This window comes from Streptomyces sp. NPDC051677 (assembly GCF_044453465.1).
Taxonomy (GTDB): domain Bacteria; phylum Actinomycetota; class Actinomycetes; order Streptomycetales; family Streptomycetaceae; genus Streptomyces.
Genome location: NZ_JBITCT010000049.1, coordinates 28504 through 44972, shown reverse-complemented (window position 1 = coordinate 44972; position 16469 = coordinate 28504). Strand labels below are relative to the sequence as shown.

Here is a 16469-nt window from a genome sequence, read left to right as displayed (position 1 = left end):
TATGTCCGCCGACTGCCGCCGCCGGGCCCCCGGCGGGTCCTACTTCTCGGTCACCCCCGCCGAGTCGAACGTCGCCACCTCGTGCATGGCGCGGGCCGTGCTCTGGACCAGGGGCAGGGCCAGCAGGGCGCCGGTGCCCTCGCCGAGGCGGAGGTCGAGGTCGACCAGGGGGCGCAGGCCCAGCTTGTTCAGGGCGGCCACATGGCCGGGTTCGGCGCTGCGGTGGCCCGCGATGCAGGCCGCGAGGACCTCGGGGGCGATGGCGCGTGCGACCAGCGCGGCGGCTCCGGCGCTGACGCCGTCCAGGATCACCGGCGTACGCAGGGACGCGCCGCCGAGGAGGAGGCCGACCATCGCCGCGTGTTCGAAGCCGCCGATCGCGGCCAGGACGCCGATCGGGTCGGCCGGGTCCGGCTGGTGGAGGTCCAGGGCGCGGCGGACGACCTCGGTCTTGCGGGCGAGGGTCTCGTCGTTGATGCCGGTGCCGCGACCGGTGACCTCGGCCGGGTCGGCGCCCGTGAAGACCGAGATGAGGGCCGCGGACGCCGTCGTGTTCGCGATGCCCATCTCGCCCGTGAGCAGTGCCTTGTTGCCGGCCGCCACCAGGTCGCGGGCCGTCTCGATGCCGACCTCGATGGCCTGCTTGGCCTCCTCGCGGGTCATCGCGGGGCCGGTGGTCATGTCGGACGTGCCCGCGCGGATCTTGCGGGGCAGCAGGCCCGGGGTCGCCGGGAGGTCGGCGGCCACGCCCACGTCGACGACGCAGACCTCGGCGCCGACCTGGGACGCGAAGGCGTTGCAGACCGCGCCGCCGCCGAGGAAGTTGGCGACCATCTGGGCCGTCACCTCCTGCGGCCAGGGGGTGACTCCCTGGGCGTGCACGCCGTGGTCGCCGGCGAAGATCGCGACGGCCGCGGGCTCCGGGATCGGCGGCGGGCACTGCCGGGACAGGCCGGACAGCTGCGCGGAGATGATCTCCAGCATGCCGAGCGCCCCGGCCGGCTTCGTCATGCGCTTCTGCCGCTCCCACGCCTCGCCGAGCGCCTTGGCGTCCAGCGGGCGGACGCTGGCGACGGTCTCCGCGAGCAGGTCGTGCGGGTCCTCGCCGGGCAGGGCGCGACGGCCGTACGTCTCCTCGTGGACGACCCACGACAGCGGGCGGCGCTTGGCCCAGCCCGCCTGCATCAGCTCGGGCTCGTCCGGGAACTCGTCGACGTAGCCGACGCACAGGTAGGCGACGACTTCGAGGTGCTCGGGCAGGCCGAGCGCCCGCACCATCTCGCGCTCGTCGAAGAAGCTGACCCAGCCGACGCCGAGGCCCTCGGCGCGGGCGGCGAGCCACAGGTTCTCGACCGCGAGCGCGGAGGAGTACGGCGCCATCTGCGGCTGCGTGTGCCGGCCCAGGGTGTGGCGGCCGCCGCGGGTCGGGTCGGCGGTGACGACGATGTTCACCGGCGTCTCGAGGATGGCCTCGATCTTCAGTTCCTTGAACTGCTTGGCCCGGCCCTTGGGCAGGGACAGCGCGTACGCGTCGCGCTGACGCATCGCCAGTTCGTGCATCGCGCGCCGGGTGTCGGCCGAGCGGATCACGACGAAGTCCCAGGGCTGCGAGTGGCCGACCGAGGGGGCGGTGTGGGCGGCCTCCAGGACGCGCAGCAGCACCTCGTGCGGGATCGGGTCGCTGCGGAAGCCGTTGCGGATGTCCCGGCGCTCGCGCATGACCTTCAGTACGGCCTCGCGCTCGGCGTCGTCGTACGCGGGCGCGGCGGGGCCGGTGGACTCTCGAGCTTCTTCCACTGCAGCGGCCGGGCTCTCTTCCTGGTCGGCGGCCCTGGTGTCCAGGTCCTCCGGGCTCTGTGCGACATCGGGGTCGTTGATGTCGTTCGCGTGCTCCGCGTCCGGGGTCGCCGGGGCGGGAGCGGGGTCGGCGCCGCGCGGGGCGGGGACCGTGACGGTGAGACCCAGGGCGGTGGGACCCATGACGGCGGAATCCGTGCCGGTCGGACCCGTGCCGGTCGAGGGAACAGCGGCCGTTTCCGCGGCCTGCTGCTGTTCCGCGAGCTCCTCGGGGGCCGGCGTCATCTCGGGGACCGGTTGTTCCTCCGTGGGGAGCGCCGTGTCCTCGACCGGCTCGAACTGACCCAAGGGAAGGTCCGGTTGGTCCGGCCGGCCCTCCGGCTGGACGTCCAGGGGAGCGGCGACCGGCGGGGCGGGGGTGGCGTCCACGGGGAGTGCCTCGACGGTCGGCTCCGCCGTCTTCGTCACGGGCTGCTGCTCCGGCTGTGGTTCCGGCTCCGCGTGGGTGACTGCGAGGACGGGCTCAGGCTGGGGCTGGGGCTGGGCGACAGGGGGCGCGGCCTCGGGTTCGGGCTCCGCCGGCGGGACCGTCTCCGGGGCAACGGCGTCCGGGATGTGAGACACGGAGTCCGCGGCTTGGACAGGCGGGGCGGGAGACTCGTCGACGGCCTCCGCTTCCGGCTCCGCTTCGGGCAGCGGCTCCGCCTGCGGTGTCGGCTCGGGCTCCGCCTGTTGGGCGGTCGGCTCGGCGGGGGCCGCCGGCGCGTCGATGAACTGCACGCCCTCGGGGGCGGCGGAGACCTCCGGTTCGGGCGCGGGGGCCTCGGCCTCCACGGCGGGAGCTTCCGCCACGGGGGTCGCCGGTTCCGGCGTCTCAGGGGTCACGATCGCCACGGGCTCGGGAGCCTCAACGGCTTCGGGGGCGGGGGTGGGCTCAGGGGCCACGACCGGGTCGGGGACGGGGGCCTCGGAAACGGCCTGCGGTGCGACGACGGCCTCCGCGACCGGATCCGGAACCGGAACCGGCTCCGCCGCGGGCGCCTCCGGGGCCGGCGTGGCGCCGACGCTCGCGTCGGGCTCCTGCGTCTGCGGCTGCGGCTGAGCCGCCTCGGCCTCGGCAGGGATCGCCTGCGCGACCTCGGCCGCCTCGGCGACGGGCGCCTCCACGGGGTTCGTCGCAGCGACCGCTCCCGGCTCTGCCGCCTCCACCGCTTCGGCCGCCTCCACCGATTCGGCCGGCTCAACCACTTCGGCCGGCTCGGGCGGCTCGGCCGGCTCGGCCGGCTCGGCCGCCTCGGCCGCGACCGGCTCAGCCGCCTCGGCCGCGACCGGCTCAGCCGCCTCGGCCGCGACCGGCTCGGCCGCCTCGGCCGCGACCGGCTCAGCCGCTTCGACCGCCTCGGCCGCGACCGGCTCAGACGTCTGCGCGGTTTCGGGGGCGACGGCCGGGTCCTCCGCAGCCTCCGGCGCCTCCGGTACCGCCTGCGCCGCGTCCACCGGCTGTTCGGCGACGGCCTGCCCTGCGGGCGCGTCCGCCGGCGCGGCGGGCGCCTTCGGCGTTCCGTCGTCGCCGGAGACGGGGACGGGGACGGAGACGTCGGCCGCGTCCTGCCCGGCCTCGACGACCGCCTCGACGACCGCCTCGACGGGAACCTGCTCGGCCTCCGCCATCATCGCGGCTCCGAACACCTGACCGGGGTCGACGACTCCGTACGTCTCGGCGGCGGGCGCGGGCTGGGCGCCGTCGGCGTCGCTCCCCTCCGGGGAGGTCGCGGCGATCGCCTCGGTCGCCACGCGGGTCACGACCGCCTGGGCCACGCCCACCGGCTCGGTCTGCTGCGACTCCGTGACCGCCACTGCCGGAACAACCGTTTCCGCAGTCGTCACCCCAGGCGCGACCTGGGCCTGGGCGGGCGCCTGGGCCGTGGCCTGCGCTGCGCCCCAGGGGGCCGCGCCCTGCGGCGGCATCTCGCGCACTGGCGGGACGTCGAGGTACTCGGGACCGGACGCGGCCGGGCCGGGCTGTCGCACCGGCGCGCCCGCGGGACCGCGGTCGGCGAGCGAGCGGACCGGGCTGGCGGAGGCGTCGGGGATAGGCGGGCCGAGGTGCAGGGGACGGCGCGGGGCCGTCTGGGGCGTCGACGGGCCGGGAAGGCGGACGGCGCTGAGGTCGACCGAACCGCTGTCGCGGCCGGACGTCTCGTGCGGACCCGGCTCGTGCACCGCCTCGACCACCGGCTCCGGCGCGGGCGGCGCCACCTCGTTGCCCCACGCGCTCTGGGCACCCGGCAGCAGCAACAGGTCTTCGTCCTCGGCGGTGCTCTCGGAGAGGTAGGTGTACGCACCGTGCGCGGAGGCGCCCGGCTGCTCCACCATGCCTGCGTTCTCCGGCAGCCCCTCGCCCGGGACCTGGCCGGTGTCGGTCATGCGTACCCCTCGCCCATCGGTTAGTGCTCCTGCGGCCGGCTCACCCGGAGCGGCGCACCGACCGCCCCGTAGTGAAGAACGAGCGTCCGTGCCCAGCGGCACGAACGACCCGCCCGAAAAAGCGACAAAGCCATTCAGTGGCATTGTCCCGGCCGTCGTCGCGTCGCGACAGCTTGATCCGCGACGCTCCGCTGTGGACTGCGCCACGTTGCGCGCCCTCCGGTTCTGCCGTACCACACACCCCCCAAAAGGGATGTGTTTTCCGGACATTGACCGACGAAGCGCCGGGCGAACGGAAGCGGTACGACGATCGGCCAGCCTACCGCGCGCGGTACGACAACAGGATCACGGGGAGGGCGGAGCGGGTCACGTTCGACGGTCCGGCAGTGCCCACCCGTCGCCCGACCACCACCCCTCAGCGAGGCGCTTCGCGCCGCAGAATTTCTCCGGTGAGCAGGAACGCGACGCTCCGTTCTGTTTCCGTCCAGGCCCGCGTGTCGAGTTCGACGGACTGGACGAGGGCGCACTCGACGCGGTAGCCGTGCTCGGACAGGTCGCGGCCCACGCGTTCGGCCGCGTCGCGGGTCGCCGCATGGGTGACGATGCGCTGCGGGCGGCGGTCGGCGACCGCGGAGACCACGGCCGCTCCCCCGCCGCCGACCCGGACGACGTCCGGCTCGGGCAGGTTCTCCAGGACGTGCGGGGCGGTGCCGTGGACGATCTGCAGTTGGACGCCGTGGCGACGCGAGGAGGCGTCGGTGCGGCCGCACGCGTCCAGGTCGTGGTCTACGGCGATGACCGCGGCGCCCGCCCGCGCCGCCTCGGTCGCGAAGGCGCCGCTGCCGCAGCCGATGTCCCACACGAGGTCGCCGACCCGCGGGCCGAGCCGGGCGAGTTGGGCCGCCCGCAGCAGCTCCGACTCCCCCTCGCCGAGTCCGCCGCCGTACGCCTCGCCCGGCAGGGCCCAGCCGCGCGGGCCGGCGGCGGGGTCACGGCCGGCGATCCAGCCGCTGTCGCCGGCGACGGCCGGTGCGGTGGAGCCGCCGATGACGATGACGACGTTGGGGTCGCGCCAGGTGTGGTCGGCGGCCTTGTCGGAGGTGACGACGCTGACCTGTTCGCGGGTGGTGCCGAGTTCCTCGCAGACCACGAAGGTGCGGTGCACGCCCTCCATGAGCAGGCCGAGCTCGGCCGGGCCGGCGCCCGGGGAGGTGAGGACGGCGACCTTGGTGTGGGCGCGGCACACGTTCACCGCGCGGCGCAGGGTGCGCCGGTGGGCGACGACGACCTGGGCGTCGTCCCAGGGCATGCCGGCCCGGGCGAAGGCGGCGGCGACGGCGGAGACGGCCGGGACGACCTCCACCTCCAGGCCGAACTCGGGTGCGCGCAGGGTGCGTACGACGCCGAAGAAGCCCGGGTCGCCGTCGGCGAGGACGACCGCGGTGCCGCGGTGGCCGGCGATGCGGCGGGCGGCGAGGGCCACGCTGCCGAGCCGGACGCGTTCCGCCGCGGGCGGCACTTCGGGCAGCGCCAGATGGTGGGCGGCGCCGGCCACCAGCGTGGCGGCGCCCAGGGCCGAGCGGGCCGCGGCGGTCAGTGGCGAGCCGTCCCAGCCGATCACCGTGACGCGGTCGGCCATGGTCGTCAGTCTCCCCGGGGGTTCACGCTGGTAGCGGGCTCCGTGAGGGTACCTGGTCGGCAGGGCCGGGCGGCGGCGCCGGCAGGGGCCTCGGGGTCAGTTCCAGTCGGTGTACGACGGGTAGCCGCCGCTCTCCGCGAAGTGGTCCCCGGGGCCTTCCAGGTCCTCCGGGAGCAGGCTCCACACGATGTAGTCGGTGCGCACCTCGGTCCAGGCGCCGTCCTCGGCGCGGGCGCGCGCTATACAGGCGCCGCGCAGCACGCCCTCACTGATGCAGCCGATCTTCTGGGCTACCTGCTGGGAGGCGGTGTTGTCGGCGGCGGTGCGCAGCTCGATGCGCTCGAGCTTCTGATCGGTGAGCAGCCACTGTGCGGTGGCCAGCGCCGCCTCGGAGGCGTAGCCCTCGCCGCGCGCCCAGGGGGCGATGATGTACGACAGCTCGGTGGAGCGGACGTGCCAGTTGGTCTTGGCGAGTTGGACGATGCCGACCAGGCGCTGGGTGAGGAACTCGGTGACGGCGAGGTCGAGGCCGCGGCCGGCGCTGCGTTCGGCGGGCGCGTACTCGGTGATCCAACGGCGGGCCGCGGCCTCGCTGAAGGGCTGGGGCACGGCGGTCCAGGCCCCTACCTGTTCGTCGTTCATCATGTCGGCCAGGGCGGGCACGTCGTCCTCGTCGAGGGGACGCAGCACCAACCGCTCCGTGCTGATGGAGATGGTGGGGAAGGTGCTCGTCATGAAGCCGCTCCGTAGCCTTCGAAACCGTCAGGGCCCGACCTGCTGGGCCGTCAGGGCCTGCTGAACTGCCCAGCATGCAGCATGTGAGCACCGCACCGCACCACGGGGTCCACCCCGAGTGATGGAGTGGACCCCGTGGGTGCGCAGGTCGGCCGGAGGTGACTGGCACACCCGCGCGCGGACGCCTCAGAAGGAGGCGATGACGGAGCCGGCGTACTTGTCCGCGATGAACTTCTTGACCTCGGGGGACGTGAGGAGCGTGGCGAGCTTCTTGACGCGCGGGTCGCTCTCGTCGCCCTTCTTCACGGCGAGGAAGTTGCCGTAGGGGTTGTCCTTGGCGGACTCCAGGACGAGGGCGTCCGAGGCGGGCTTCAGGTCGGCCTCGATGGCGTAGTTGCCGTTGATGACGGCCGCGTCCACGTCGTCCAGGGAGCGCGGGGTCTGGGCCGCCTCCAGCTCCTTGAACGTGAGCTTCTTCGGGTTCGCGGTGATGTCCGCGGGGGTGGCGTCGTTGCCCACGCCGTCCTTGAGCGTGATGAGCTTGTTCGCGGCGAGCAGCTTCAGGGCGCGGGCCTCGTTGACGCTGTCGTTGGGGACGGCGATCGTCGCACCGCTCTTGAGGGCGTCGGCGCTCTTGACCTTGTGGGAGTAGAGGCCGAGCGGCTCCAGGTGGACCGTGACGACGGGCACGATGTGGGTGCCGTTCTTCTTGTTGAAGTCGTCGAGGTACGGCTGGTTCTGGAAGTAGTTGGCGTCGACCGAGCCGTCCTCCGTCGCCGTGTTCGGCGTGACGTAGTCGGTGAACTCCTTGACCTCCAGGTCGAGGCCCGCCTTCTTCGCCAGGTTGTCCTTGACGAAGGTGAGGATCTCGGCGTGCGGGGTGGGGCTCGCGGCGACGACCAGCGGGCCGCTGCCGTCGGAGGAGGCGGAGTCGGAGCCCTTGTCCGAGCCGCAGGCGCCGAGTCCGAGGGTGAGGGCTCCGGCGGCGAGGACTGCGGTGGTGATCTTGGCGGTGTTACGCACGAAAAGTGCCTTTCCTGAGGTGGTGCGACCCCGCGTGGGGTGAGCGGGGGGTCTGTGGGGTGGGACGCCTCTTGGGCGCTTACGCGACCTTGCTGACGTCCGCGGCCGCCTTGCTGACGTCCGCGGCCGCGGGCTCCTTCGCCTTCAGCAGACGGAGCCTGGGCGCGGGGCCCGAGCGGCCGCCGCGGCGGTGCAGGGAGCGGGCGGCGTAGTCGCCGGCGAACTGGATGAGGGAGATGACGACGGCGAGGATCGCCACCGTGATCCACATCAGCTCGGTCTCGAAGCGCTGGTAGCCGTAGCGGATGGCGATGTCGCCGAGGCCGCCGGCGCCGACCGTGCCGGCCATGGCGGAGTAGCCGATGAGGGCGACGATCGTGGTGGTGGTGCTGGCGATGAGGGAGGGCAGGGACTCCGGGACGAGGACCTTGCGCACGATCGTCCAGGTGTTGCCGCCCATCGCCTGCACGGCCTCGACGAGCCCGCCGTCCACTTCGCGGACAGCCGTCTCGACGAGGCGCGCGAAGAACGGGATGGCGCCGATGGCGAGCGGCACGATCGCGGCCTCGCGGCCGATGGTCGTCCCGGTGATCGTGCGGGTGAAGTTCATCAGCGCGACCATCAGGATGATGAAGGGCATCGAGCGGGCGACGTTCACGACCTGTCCGAGCACCCTGTTGGCGACGACGTTCTGCAGCAGGCCGCCCCGGTCGGTGAGGACCAGCAGGACGCCGAGCGGGAGGCCGCCGACGACGGCGATGAGCGTGGACCAGCCGACCATGTAGAGGGTGTCCCAACACGCCTGGGACAGCAGGGGCTGCATCTCCGACCAGGTCACCTGGCACCTTCCTTCACCAGCACGGATGCGGGCTCCTGGCCCACGACGTCGATCTGCAGGCCCTGTTCGCGCAGGAAGCCGATCGGCACGACGTTGTCCTCGTAGCGGCCGGGCAGTTCGATGCGCATGCGGCCGACCTGGAGGCCGCCGACGGTGTCGATGGCGGCGCCGAGGATCGATATGTCGATGTTGTAGGTGCGTGACAGCTGGGAGACCACGGGCTGGGTGGCCGTCTCGCCGTGGAAGGTGACGTCGACGACGGTGCGGTCCTCGCCAGTGGCTTCGCCGCCCACCGGGAAGAGCGCGGCGGCCAGTTCGGAGCCGGGGGTGGCGAGCAGTTCGCTGACCGTGCCGGACTCGACGACGCGGCCGTTCTCCATGAGCGCGGCGGAGTCGCAGATCGACTTCACGACGTCCATCTCGTGGGTGATGAGCAGGACGGTCAGGCCCAGTTGGCGGTTCAGGTCGCGCAGCAGCTGGAGGATGGAGCGGGTGGTCTCCGGGTCGAGGGCGCTGGTGGCCTCGTCGGAGAGCAGCACCTTCGGGTCGCCGGCGAGGGCGCGGGCGATGCCGACGCGCTGCTTCTGGCCGCCGGAGAGCTGGGCGGGGAAGGACTTGGCCTTGTCGGCGAGACCGACCAGGTCGAGCAGCTCCAGTGCTTTGCGGGAACGTTCCTTCCCCGAGACGCCGAGGATCTCCAGGGGCAGTTCGACGTTGTCCTGCACGGTGCGCGAGGACAGCAGGTTGAAGTGCTGGAAGACCATGCCGATCCGGCTGCGCGCCTGCCGCAGCTCCTTGCCGGCGCGGGGTCCGCGCCCGGCGAGCGCGGTGAGGTCCTGTCCGGCGACGGTGACCGTGCCGGCGGTGGGGCGCTCCAGGAGGTTGATGCAGCGGATCAGCGAGGACTTGCCGGCGCCGGACTGGCCGATGACGCCGTACACCTCGCCTTCGCGGACGTGCAGGTCGACGCCGTCGAGGGCGGTGACCTCACGGCCGCGCGAGCGGTAGACCTTGGTGAGGTCCGTGGTGGTGATCACGTGGATTTCCGTCACTGTCGAGTGCGCGGGCGTGGGTGTGCCCGGGCGCACGGAGGCAGGCTGTCAGGGACGCGACACGGTTCTCGCTGTGGCGGGGAACCGGGGAGAAACATGTGCGCGGGGCGCGGCTGGTGTCCTGTACGGCAGACATGCGGCGTACGGACGTGCCACGGCGTCTCGCTTCGGGGCGCGAGCTCGGGGGGTGCGGGGGCCCTCTAGAAGGCGCACATTCGACACATACAACGAGCACCGGGCGTCATGGTCGCCTCGGTCGCAGGGATGCGGCTGCTCGTCGTGGTCATGAGCATCAGTAAACCAGACGTACGGTCCTGACCGAGACCTCGATGTCCGAATGCTGGACAGCCGTGGACGGTTCGCACGTGAGCGCCTGACGGGCGCGGCGGCCTGTGGTCGACGCCACCGTCGCCCGGCGGGCCTCGGGGCCGACCGCGGGGTGTCGATTACGCCGTAATAAGGTCACTGCATGCTTGATGCCCTGACGCTGGTGACCGGCGCCGCCGCGTTGCTGCTCGCCGCCTGGTGCGGCTGGGCCGCCTACCGGGACCAGCCGACGAAGGACTGGCACTTCATCGGGATGGCCGTGGTCTCGGCTTTGGCCACGGTCCAGTTGGTGGTCGGGATCGTGCAGTTGGCGCGGGGCGAGAAGCCGGAGCAGGGCACGACGATCTTCGTGGCGTATCTGCTGGGCGCGTTCGCGTGTGTGCCGACGGCGGGGTTCATGTCGCTGGCCGAGCGCACCCGCTGGGGTTCGGTGACGGTCGCCGCGGGCGGTGTGGTGCTCGCCGTGCTGGAGGTGCGGCTCTATGACATCTGGGGAGGCTGAGATGGCGGCGGTGGAGGAGGCGAAGCCGGCCCGGCTCATCGGCGGGCCCGGGATGCTTCTGGTGTGGTTCTACGGTGTGATGGTGGTCGGAGCCGTGTCGCGGTCGGCGTACCAGATCGCGACGGAGTTCGACCGGGCGCCGCTTTCGTACACGCTGTCCGCGGTGGCGGGTGTGGTGTACGGGTTCATCACGTACTCGCTGGTGCGGGGCGGGGAGAGGGCCCGGAGGGCGGCGCAGGTGTGCTGCGCCGCCGAACTCGCGGGCGTGCTGATCGTCGGCACCTGGACCCTGATCGAGCCGTCGGCCTTCCACGACGCGACCGTGTGGTCGGACTACGGCATGGGGTACGTGTTCATCCCCGTGCTGCTGCCGTTGTCCGCGCTGTACTGGCTGCGCAGGTCCCGTACCGCCGCCACCGCCGCTACGCAGTAGCCGCGTACTCCCCCGCCTGCTTCTCCAGGACGATCATCGGCACGCCGTCCGTGCCCTCGGAGGTGCCGACCGTCTCGTAGCCGACGCGGCGGTAGAGGCGGAGGTTGCCCTCGCTGCGGTGGCCGGTGAAGAGGCGGAACTTCTTGGCGCCGCGCTCCTCGGCGAGCGCCGACTCCGCCGCGCGCAGCAGTCTCGCGCCGATGCCGTGCCCCTGGAGACGAGGGTGGACGCAGAGCTTGCCGATGGCGGCGGCGCCGTCCTCGGTGAGGCTGCCGCGTACGGAGCCGACCACCTCGTCGCCCAGGCGGGCCACGAAGACGCAGTCGGTGGCGAGTTCCTGCCGGACCGAGTCGAGGCTCTGGACGAGCGGGTCGATGCGGTAGTTGCCGTACAGCGCGGCTTCACTCTGGAAGCACAGGTACTGCAGCCTGAAGATCTGCTCGACATCCTGCTCGGTCGCCCCCGAGATGGTCACGCTCATGCCCATGTGCGCACGCCTCCCGCTCACCTGATCGCCTGTGGTCCTTCACTCCTATCCCCGCACTTCGTGGGCCGCAACCTCCGGCGTCAGCAAACGCCGCAGACATCCCAGACATCTGGAACGTTCCGGGCCGAGACTGCCCTGTGAGATACCCAACTCCCCCGCGATCTCGCGGTAGGTGAGGTCCTCGGGTGAGAGAAGCGCTTGGAGGAGCCGGGAGCAGCGGCCGGGGAGTCGGTGCACGGCCTCGCGCAGGGCGCGGTGGCGGGCGGCGGTGAGGGCGAGCTGCTCGGGACCGCGGGCGGAGTCCTCGGCGGGATCGCTCTCGTACGGCTGCTCGCGGCGGGTCGTACGGCGGGTGCGGCGGACCTCGGCGCGGACGGCCCTGCGCAGCCAGCCCTGCGGGTCGGGCGGCGGGCCGTCGGAGGCGAGGTGCTCCAGGAGGCGGAGCCAGACCGCCTGTTCCAGGTCGCCGGGTTCCGTGGCGGTGGCGTGGGCCTCGGCGGAGACTTCCGCGGCGAGGAGGGGGCGCAGGGCGGTGAGCAGGTCGTGCGTCATATGCCGAACGATGCGGCCGCCCGGGCGGCTGGTTGCCCGGGCGGCCGACTGTCACTCCAACGGGGACTCAGCCGTTGACGAAGTCCGCGCGGGCGAGAAGGCCCGTGTCGGCGTTGTCGGTGAAGACGCCGTCGATGCCGGTCGCGAAGTAGGTGCGGAAGGCGCCGAAGGGGTCGCCGTACCCGTCGGCGTCCGTGCCCTTGCGGAAGTTCGCGGGCAGGAAGGGGTTCTCGTTGCGCATGGTGTACGGGTGGAGGATCAGGCCGACCGCGTGGGCGTCCTTCACCAGGGAGGTCGGGGTGGTGAGGTTGCCGGCCGCGTCCTTCGGGATGACCAGGTCGAGGGTGGGGCCGATGCCCTGGGCGTAGCCGGCGATCTCCCTGAGCCCGGCCCGGGTGATCAGGTCGGCGACCGTGCGCGGGTCGCCCGCCTCGACGAAGTCCCAGGGGCGGGTGTTCGCGGCCGACAGCAGGACCACGAGGGGGTTGTCGACCAGCTTGTTCAGGCGCTGGATGCTGGTCGGCTCGAAGGACTGCAGGATGACCGGCGAGTTCTTCTTGTCCTTGCCGTACTTGTGCAGCAGCTTGGCGACCCGCTCCTCCAGGCCCAGGCCCAGCTTGCGGAAGTAGGTGGGGTGCTTGGTCTCGGGGTAGATCCAGACCTGCTTGCCGCGCTTGCGGGTCTGCTCGTCCTGCCACTTCAGGACTTCCTCGAAGGTGGGGATCTCCCAGCGGCCGTTGTAGAGCGTGTTGTGCGGGCGGTTGGCCGGGATGCGCTCGATCGCGCGCAGGGTCTTCAGCTCCGCGAGGGTGAAGTCCTCGGTGAACCAGCCCGTGGTGGAGACGCCGTCGAGGACCTTGGTGGTCTTGCGGCCGGCGAACTCGGGGTGGTCGGCGACGTCCGTCGTGCCGCCGATCTCCGGCTCGTGCCGGCAGACCAGATGGCCGTCCTTGGTGGGGACCAGGTCGCCGGCCTCGACGATGTCGGCGCCCAGGTCGAGGGCCAGCTGGTAGGAGCCGAAGGTGTGCTCGGGGCGGTAGCCGCTGGCGCCGCGGTGACCGATGATCGTCGGCACGGGCAGGCTCTTCAGGCCGCCGCCATGGCCGCCGCCGGTCCGCGTCTCGGCGGCTCTCGCGGTGCCCGACAGGCCGAGGACGCTTCCGGTGGCGCCGAGCACGGCCGCGCCGAGGAGCGCCCGCCGTCCGGTTCCGCTCACGCTCGCCTGCTGGTTCGACTCCTGCGTGTCCTGCGTTCCCATGAGGGGCCTCCTGACCGTCGCCTCGTTCGTGCGGCCCGATCGTAGGGGCGTGGACATGACCGTCGGGAGACCTCGGTCCTAACACGCGGGTGACGCTGGATGGCGTGTGCCGTACGGCCACCTGACGGACCGTCGGACGGGAGGAATGGGCGGGGGCCGCCGGGGAAGGCGGTCAGTACCGGCTGCGGTCGTCCCGGGCGCGCAGTGCGCCAAGCGTTCCGGGGGCGGCAAAGCGGTTCGCCAGGCGCACCCTGCGGCGGCGGTCCCTGCGCGCCAGGACCGTCACGGAGGCGGCGAGCACGAGCGGCAGCAGTACGGCGAGAGCGACGACGACACCCACGACTCCCCCGGTTTCACCGCGTTGTTCCCGCCATTCCACCCAGATGACGGGCGGGCGGGGATTGCGCCGTCCAGGTAAACGTACGTCAACAGTGCGTAAGACCTGGGTGACCCGATGTGCGCCGGGACCCGAGCCGCGAGTATCGTCCTCACCTGCACAGACTCATACCGTTTTCCCTTGACATCGGAGGGCTCGTTGTCCCGCTTCGCGCTCATCAAGGCAGTGCTCGGACCGGTCATGCGCCTGATGTTCCGCCCTCGGGTCGAGGGCGCGGAGCACATTCCAGGCGACGGCCCCGTCATCCTGGCCGGCAATCACCTCACGTTCATCGACTCGATGATCCTGCCCCTCGTGTGCGACCGGCAGGTCTTCTTCATCGGCAAGGACGAGTACGTCACCGGCAAGACCCTCAAGGGCCGGCTCATGGCCTGGTTCTTCACCGGGGTCGGCATGATCCCGGTCGACCGCGACGGCGGCCGCGGGGGCGTGGCCGCGCTGATGACCGGGCGACGGGTGCTGGAGGAGGGGAAGGTCTTCGGGATCTACCCCGAGGGGACGCGGTCGCCCGACGGCCGCCTGTACCGGGGGCGTACCGGTATCGCCCGGCTGACGTTGATGACGGGCGCGCCCGTCGTCCCCTTCGCGATGATCGGCACGGACAAGTTGCAGCCGGGCGGGGCGGGGATGCCCCGGCCCGGGCGGGTCACCGTTCGGTTCGGTGAGGCGATGGAGTTCTCGCGGTACGACGGGATGGACCGCGACCGGTATGTGCTGCGGGCTGTGACGGACTCCGTGATGACGGAGGTCATGCGGTTGTCCGGGCAGGAGTACGTGGACATGTACGCGACCAAGGCCAAGGAAGCGGCGTAGCGGTTTCGTTGTCGGGTGCGGGTGCGGGTGCGCGTGCGTGGGCGGGGTCAGTCGTGCAGTTCGCCGTGCTCCGGACGTCCGCTGTCCAGCCGTTGCCCGCGCAGCATGAACCACGCTGCTGCCGCCGTCGCGAGCAGCACGATCGCGCCCGCGCCCGCCGCCAGCGTCAGGCCGTCCACGAAGGCCTCGCGTGCCGAGGACAGCAGCTCCTGGGCCGTTGGGGCCGGCAGCCGACCCGCCGCCTCCACCGCGCCGCCCAGTGACTCATGGGCGCCCTCCGGTGTGCCCGCCGGGGCCGAAAAGCCCCTGTACACGCCCGTCACGATCGAGCCGAGTACGGCGATGCCCAGGGCCGCGCCCAGTTCGTACGCCGTCTCGGAGACCGCGGAGGCCGCGCCCGCCTGGTCCTTCGGAACCGAGCTCAGGATGACGTCGGCCGTCACCGTGAAGGAGAAGCCGGCGCCCACGCCGACCACCAGCAGGGCGGCTCCCAGCAGGGGGTAGCCGGTGGACTGGGTGATCGTCGTCAGGGCGGCCAGCGCCAGGCCGATCGCCGCGAGGCCGCCGGAGACCACGGCCCGTACCGAGAAGCGGCGGGCCGCGCGGCCCGCGATCAGGCCGGCCGCCACCGCGCCGATCGCGGCGGGGAGTTCGGCCAGACCGGCCTCGAACGGGCGCCTGCCCTGGACGAGTTGCAGGTACTGGGAGAGGAAGAACACCAGGCCGGACAGGCCCAGGATGGTCAGCAGGTCGGCCAGGACCGCGCCGCTGAAGCCGCGGTTGCGGAACAGGCGCATGTCCAGCAGGGGCGCCTCAAGGGTCAGCTGGCGGCGGACGAAGCCGTGCAGGGCCGCCGCGCCCAGCAGGCCCGTGCCCGCTGAGGTCCAGGTGAGGCCGTGCGTCGCGGCCTCCTTGACGGCGTAGACGATGCCGATCATGCCGACCAGGGACAGGACCACGCTCAGCAGGTCCCACGGGCCCGGGTTCGGGGTGCGGGACTCGGGGAGCGTCCTGATGCCGACGAGGACCAGGACGACCATCACGGGCAGGTTGATGAGGAAGACCGAGCCCCACCAGAAGTGCTGGAGGAGGAAGCCGCCCACGATGGGGCCGACCGCGGTGCCCGCGGAGGCCGTCGCGCCCCAGATGCCCACGGCCAGGCTGCGTTCGCGCGGGTCGTGGAAGAGGTTGCGGATCAGGGCGAGGGTGGCGGGCATGAGGGTCGCGCCGGCCACGCCCAGCAGGGCGCGGGCCGCGATCATCGTCTCCGGGGTCGTCGCGTAGGCGTTGAGGACCGATATCAGGCCGAAGGCCGTGGCGCCGCCGAGCAGGATGCGCTTGCGGCCGATGCGGTCGCCGAGGCTGCCCATCGAGACGAGCAGGCCGGCGATGACGAAGGAGTAGACGTCGCCGATCCACAGGAGCTGGGTGCCGGAGGGCTTGAGGTCCTCGCTGATAAAGGGGGTCGCGAGACCGAGGACGGTCGCGTCGACGGCCACCAGCAGCACGGCGAGAACGAGGACGGAGAGCGCGAGCCAACGGTCCGGCCGCTTCACCGCCTCGGTCGTGCTCGCCGGCCGCAGGGTGCTGGTCATGGTTCCTCTCTCCGTAGTGCGCCGCCGAGGAGCAGCTCGGCGATCATGTGCGGGAAGTCCTTGGGGGCGCCCTTGCCGCTCTGCACCAGCCAGGCGCCGGAGGCCAGCAGGCCGAACAGCGCCTCGGTGAGCCAGGCGGGCGTGAGGTCGATGCGGAACTCGCCGGTCAGCTGTCCGCGCCGGAACAGGGCGGAGATGCGGTCGTCGATCCGGGTCCAGCCCTGGTTCTGCTCCTCGCCCTCGAACAGCTGGTTCTCGGTGTAAAGGAAGGCGAGCAGGCCGGCGGCGGGCTCGATCTCGTCCACCAGACGGCGCACGGCGGCGTCGGCCGGGCCCTCGTCCAGCCGGGCCGCGTCCAGGGCGTGCTCGCACTCCGCGATGCCGAGGGCCTCCAGGGCGCGGACGAGTGCGTCGCGCCCGGCGAAGTGCCGGTGCAGCGTGGCGCGGCTGATCCCGGCCGCCTTGGCGACCTCGTCCATCGTCGCGGTGGATTTGCGGGTCAGCAGGGCGGCAGCGCTGCGGAGTACGTGGTCACGGTCGACGGCCATGAGACAACCATAACCCATGTGAGACATTCGTGTCTCACCATAGGCG

Annotated in this window: 15 protein-coding genes; 3 read left to right on the top strand and 12 right to left on the bottom strand. The window is 72.3% G+C overall.

The genetic code is table 11. The features are described from left to right. Nucleotides 1–39 precede the first annotated feature (39 nt). The 6 genes from cobT to ACIBAF_RS39630 form a co-directional block, all read right to left on the bottom strand. The gene (cobT, locus tag ACIBAF_RS39655; RefSeq protein ID WP_399469983.1) at nucleotides 40–4224 is read right to left on the bottom strand and encodes a nicotinate-nucleotide--dimethylbenzimidazole phosphoribosyltransferase; all 4185 of its coding nucleotides are present in this window, start codon (nucleotides 4222–4224) and stop codon (nucleotides 40–42) included. A gap of 415 nt (nucleotides 4225–4639) precedes the next feature. Continuing rightward, nucleotides 4640–5863 (bottom strand): precorrin-6y C5,15-methyltransferase (decarboxylating) subunit CbiE, encoded by a 1224-nt coding sequence (gene cbiE, locus ACIBAF_RS39650; protein ID WP_399469981.1) that lies wholly within the window; start codon nucleotides 5861–5863, stop codon nucleotides 4640–4642. Between the two features lie 96 nt (nucleotides 5864–5959). Next, nucleotides 5960–6598 carry a GNAT family N-acetyltransferase gene (locus tag ACIBAF_RS39645; protein WP_399469979.1) on the bottom strand — a complete coding sequence of 213 codons (639 nt, stop codon included), beginning with the start codon at nucleotides 6596–6598 and terminating at the stop codon, nucleotides 5960–5962. Nucleotides 6599–6784: 186 nt separating this feature from the next. Next, nucleotides 6785–7621 carry a MetQ/NlpA family ABC transporter substrate-binding protein gene (locus ACIBAF_RS39640; protein WP_399469977.1) on the bottom strand — a complete coding sequence of 279 codons (837 nt, stop codon included), beginning with the start codon at nucleotides 7619–7621 and terminating at the stop codon, nucleotides 6785–6787. Between the two features lie 79 nt (nucleotides 7622–7700). Then, on the bottom strand, nucleotides 7701–8459 hold the full coding sequence (locus tag ACIBAF_RS39635; protein ID WP_399469975.1) for a methionine ABC transporter permease: 759 nt from the start codon (nucleotides 8457–8459) through the stop codon (nucleotides 7701–7703). Beyond that, nucleotides 8456–9496 carry a methionine ABC transporter ATP-binding protein gene (locus tag ACIBAF_RS39630; RefSeq protein WP_399469973.1) on the bottom strand — a complete coding sequence of 347 codons (1041 nt, stop codon included), beginning with the start codon at nucleotides 9494–9496 and terminating at the stop codon, nucleotides 8456–8458. Before ACIBAF_RS39630 ends, ACIBAF_RS39635 begins: the two co-directional genes overlap by 4 nt. Before the next feature lie 484 nt (nucleotides 9497–9980). On the opposite strand from ACIBAF_RS39630, the gene ACIBAF_RS39625 reads away from it, so the two are divergent. Together ACIBAF_RS39625 and ACIBAF_RS39620 are read left to right on the top strand one after the other, a co-directional pair. After that, nucleotides 9981–10340 carry a hypothetical protein gene (locus ACIBAF_RS39625; protein ID WP_399469971.1) on the top strand — a complete coding sequence of 120 codons (360 nt, stop codon included), beginning with the start codon at nucleotides 9981–9983 and terminating at the stop codon, nucleotides 10338–10340. A gap of 1 nt (nucleotide 10341) precedes the next feature. After that, the gene (locus ACIBAF_RS39620) at nucleotides 10342–10773 is read left to right on the top strand and encodes a hypothetical protein (protein ID WP_399470036.1); all 432 of its coding nucleotides are present in this window, start codon (nucleotides 10342–10344) and stop codon (nucleotides 10771–10773) included. Here ACIBAF_RS39620 and ACIBAF_RS39615 read toward each other — a convergent pair. The 4 genes from ACIBAF_RS39615 to ACIBAF_RS39600 form a co-directional block, all read right to left on the bottom strand. After that, the gene (locus tag ACIBAF_RS39615; protein WP_399469969.1) at nucleotides 10763–11260 is read right to left on the bottom strand and encodes a GNAT family N-acetyltransferase; all 498 of its coding nucleotides are present in this window, start codon (nucleotides 11258–11260) and stop codon (nucleotides 10763–10765) included. The two genes, ACIBAF_RS39620 and ACIBAF_RS39615, sit on opposite strands and share 11 nt — an antisense overlap. Before the next feature lie 45 nt (nucleotides 11261–11305). Then, entirely contained in the window at nucleotides 11306–11812 is a 507-nt protein-coding gene (locus ACIBAF_RS39610) for an RNA polymerase sigma factor (RefSeq protein ID WP_399469967.1), read from the bottom strand. Between the two features lie 67 nt (nucleotides 11813–11879). Then, nucleotides 11880–13070: a glycerophosphodiester phosphodiesterase gene (locus tag ACIBAF_RS39605; RefSeq protein WP_399469965.1), complete on the bottom strand. Its 1191-nt coding sequence runs from the start codon at nucleotides 13068–13070 to the stop codon at nucleotides 11880–11882. Between the two features lie 172 nt (nucleotides 13071–13242). After that, nucleotides 13243–13410, bottom strand: a complete 168-nt coding sequence (locus ACIBAF_RS39600) for a hypothetical protein (protein ID WP_399469963.1) — start codon at nucleotides 13408–13410, stop codon at nucleotides 13243–13245. A gap of 195 nt (nucleotides 13411–13605) precedes the next feature. On the opposite strand from ACIBAF_RS39600, the gene ACIBAF_RS39595 reads away from it, so the two are divergent. Continuing rightward, on the top strand, nucleotides 13606–14280 hold the full coding sequence (locus tag ACIBAF_RS39595; protein ID WP_399470034.1) for a lysophospholipid acyltransferase family protein: 675 nt from the start codon (nucleotides 13606–13608) through the stop codon (nucleotides 14278–14280). 47 nt (nucleotides 14281–14327) lie between these two features. Here the strand turns inward: ACIBAF_RS39595 and ACIBAF_RS39590 are convergent, their stop codons facing one another. Next, nucleotides 14328–15875, bottom strand: a complete 1548-nt coding sequence (locus ACIBAF_RS39590) for an MFS transporter (protein ID WP_399469961.1) — start codon at nucleotides 15873–15875, stop codon at nucleotides 14328–14330. Further along, nucleotides 15872–16423, bottom strand: coding sequence for a TetR/AcrR family transcriptional regulator (locus ACIBAF_RS39585; protein ID WP_399469959.1), 552 nt, complete (start codon nucleotides 16421–16423; stop codon nucleotides 15872–15874). Before ACIBAF_RS39585 ends, ACIBAF_RS39590 begins: the two co-directional genes overlap by 4 nt. Nucleotides 16424–16469 lie beyond the last annotated feature (46 nt).

Bases quoted from the DNA above. Each gene is read 5' to 3' on its own strand.
- ACIBAF_RS39615 (WP_399469969.1), bottom strand. From the start codon at position 11,260: ATGGGCATGAGCGTGACCATCTCGGGGGCGACCGAGCAGGATGTCGAG.
- cbiE (WP_399469981.1), bottom strand. From the start codon at position 5,863: ATGGCCGACCGCGTCACGGTGATCGGCTGGGACGGCTCGCCACTGACC.
- ACIBAF_RS39610 (WP_399469967.1), bottom strand. From the start codon at position 11,812: ATGACGCACGACCTGCTCACCGCCCTGCGCCCCCTCCTCGCCGCGGAA.
- ACIBAF_RS39620 (WP_399470036.1), top strand. From the start codon at position 10,342: ATGGCGGCGGTGGAGGAGGCGAAGCCGGCCCGGCTCATCGGCGGGCCC.
- ACIBAF_RS39605 (WP_399469965.1), bottom strand. From the start codon at position 13,070: ATGGGAACGCAGGACACGCAGGAGTCGAACCAGCAGGCGAGCGTGAGC.
- ACIBAF_RS39590 (WP_399469961.1), bottom strand. From the start codon at position 15,875: ATGACCAGCACCCTGCGGCCGGCGAGCACGACCGAGGCGGTGAAGCGG.
- ACIBAF_RS39625 (WP_399469971.1), top strand. From the start codon at position 9,981: ATGCTTGATGCCCTGACGCTGGTGACCGGCGCCGCCGCGTTGCTGCTC.
- ACIBAF_RS39645 (WP_399469979.1), bottom strand. From the start codon at position 6,598: ATGACGAGCACCTTCCCCACCATCTCCATCAGCACGGAGCGGTTGGTG.
- ACIBAF_RS39585 (WP_399469959.1), bottom strand. From the start codon at position 16,423: ATGGCCGTCGACCGTGACCACGTACTCCGCAGCGCTGCCGCCCTGCTG.
- cobT (WP_399469983.1), bottom strand. From the start codon at position 4,224: ATGACCGACACCGGCCAGGTCCCGGGCGAGGGGCTGCCGGAGAACGCA.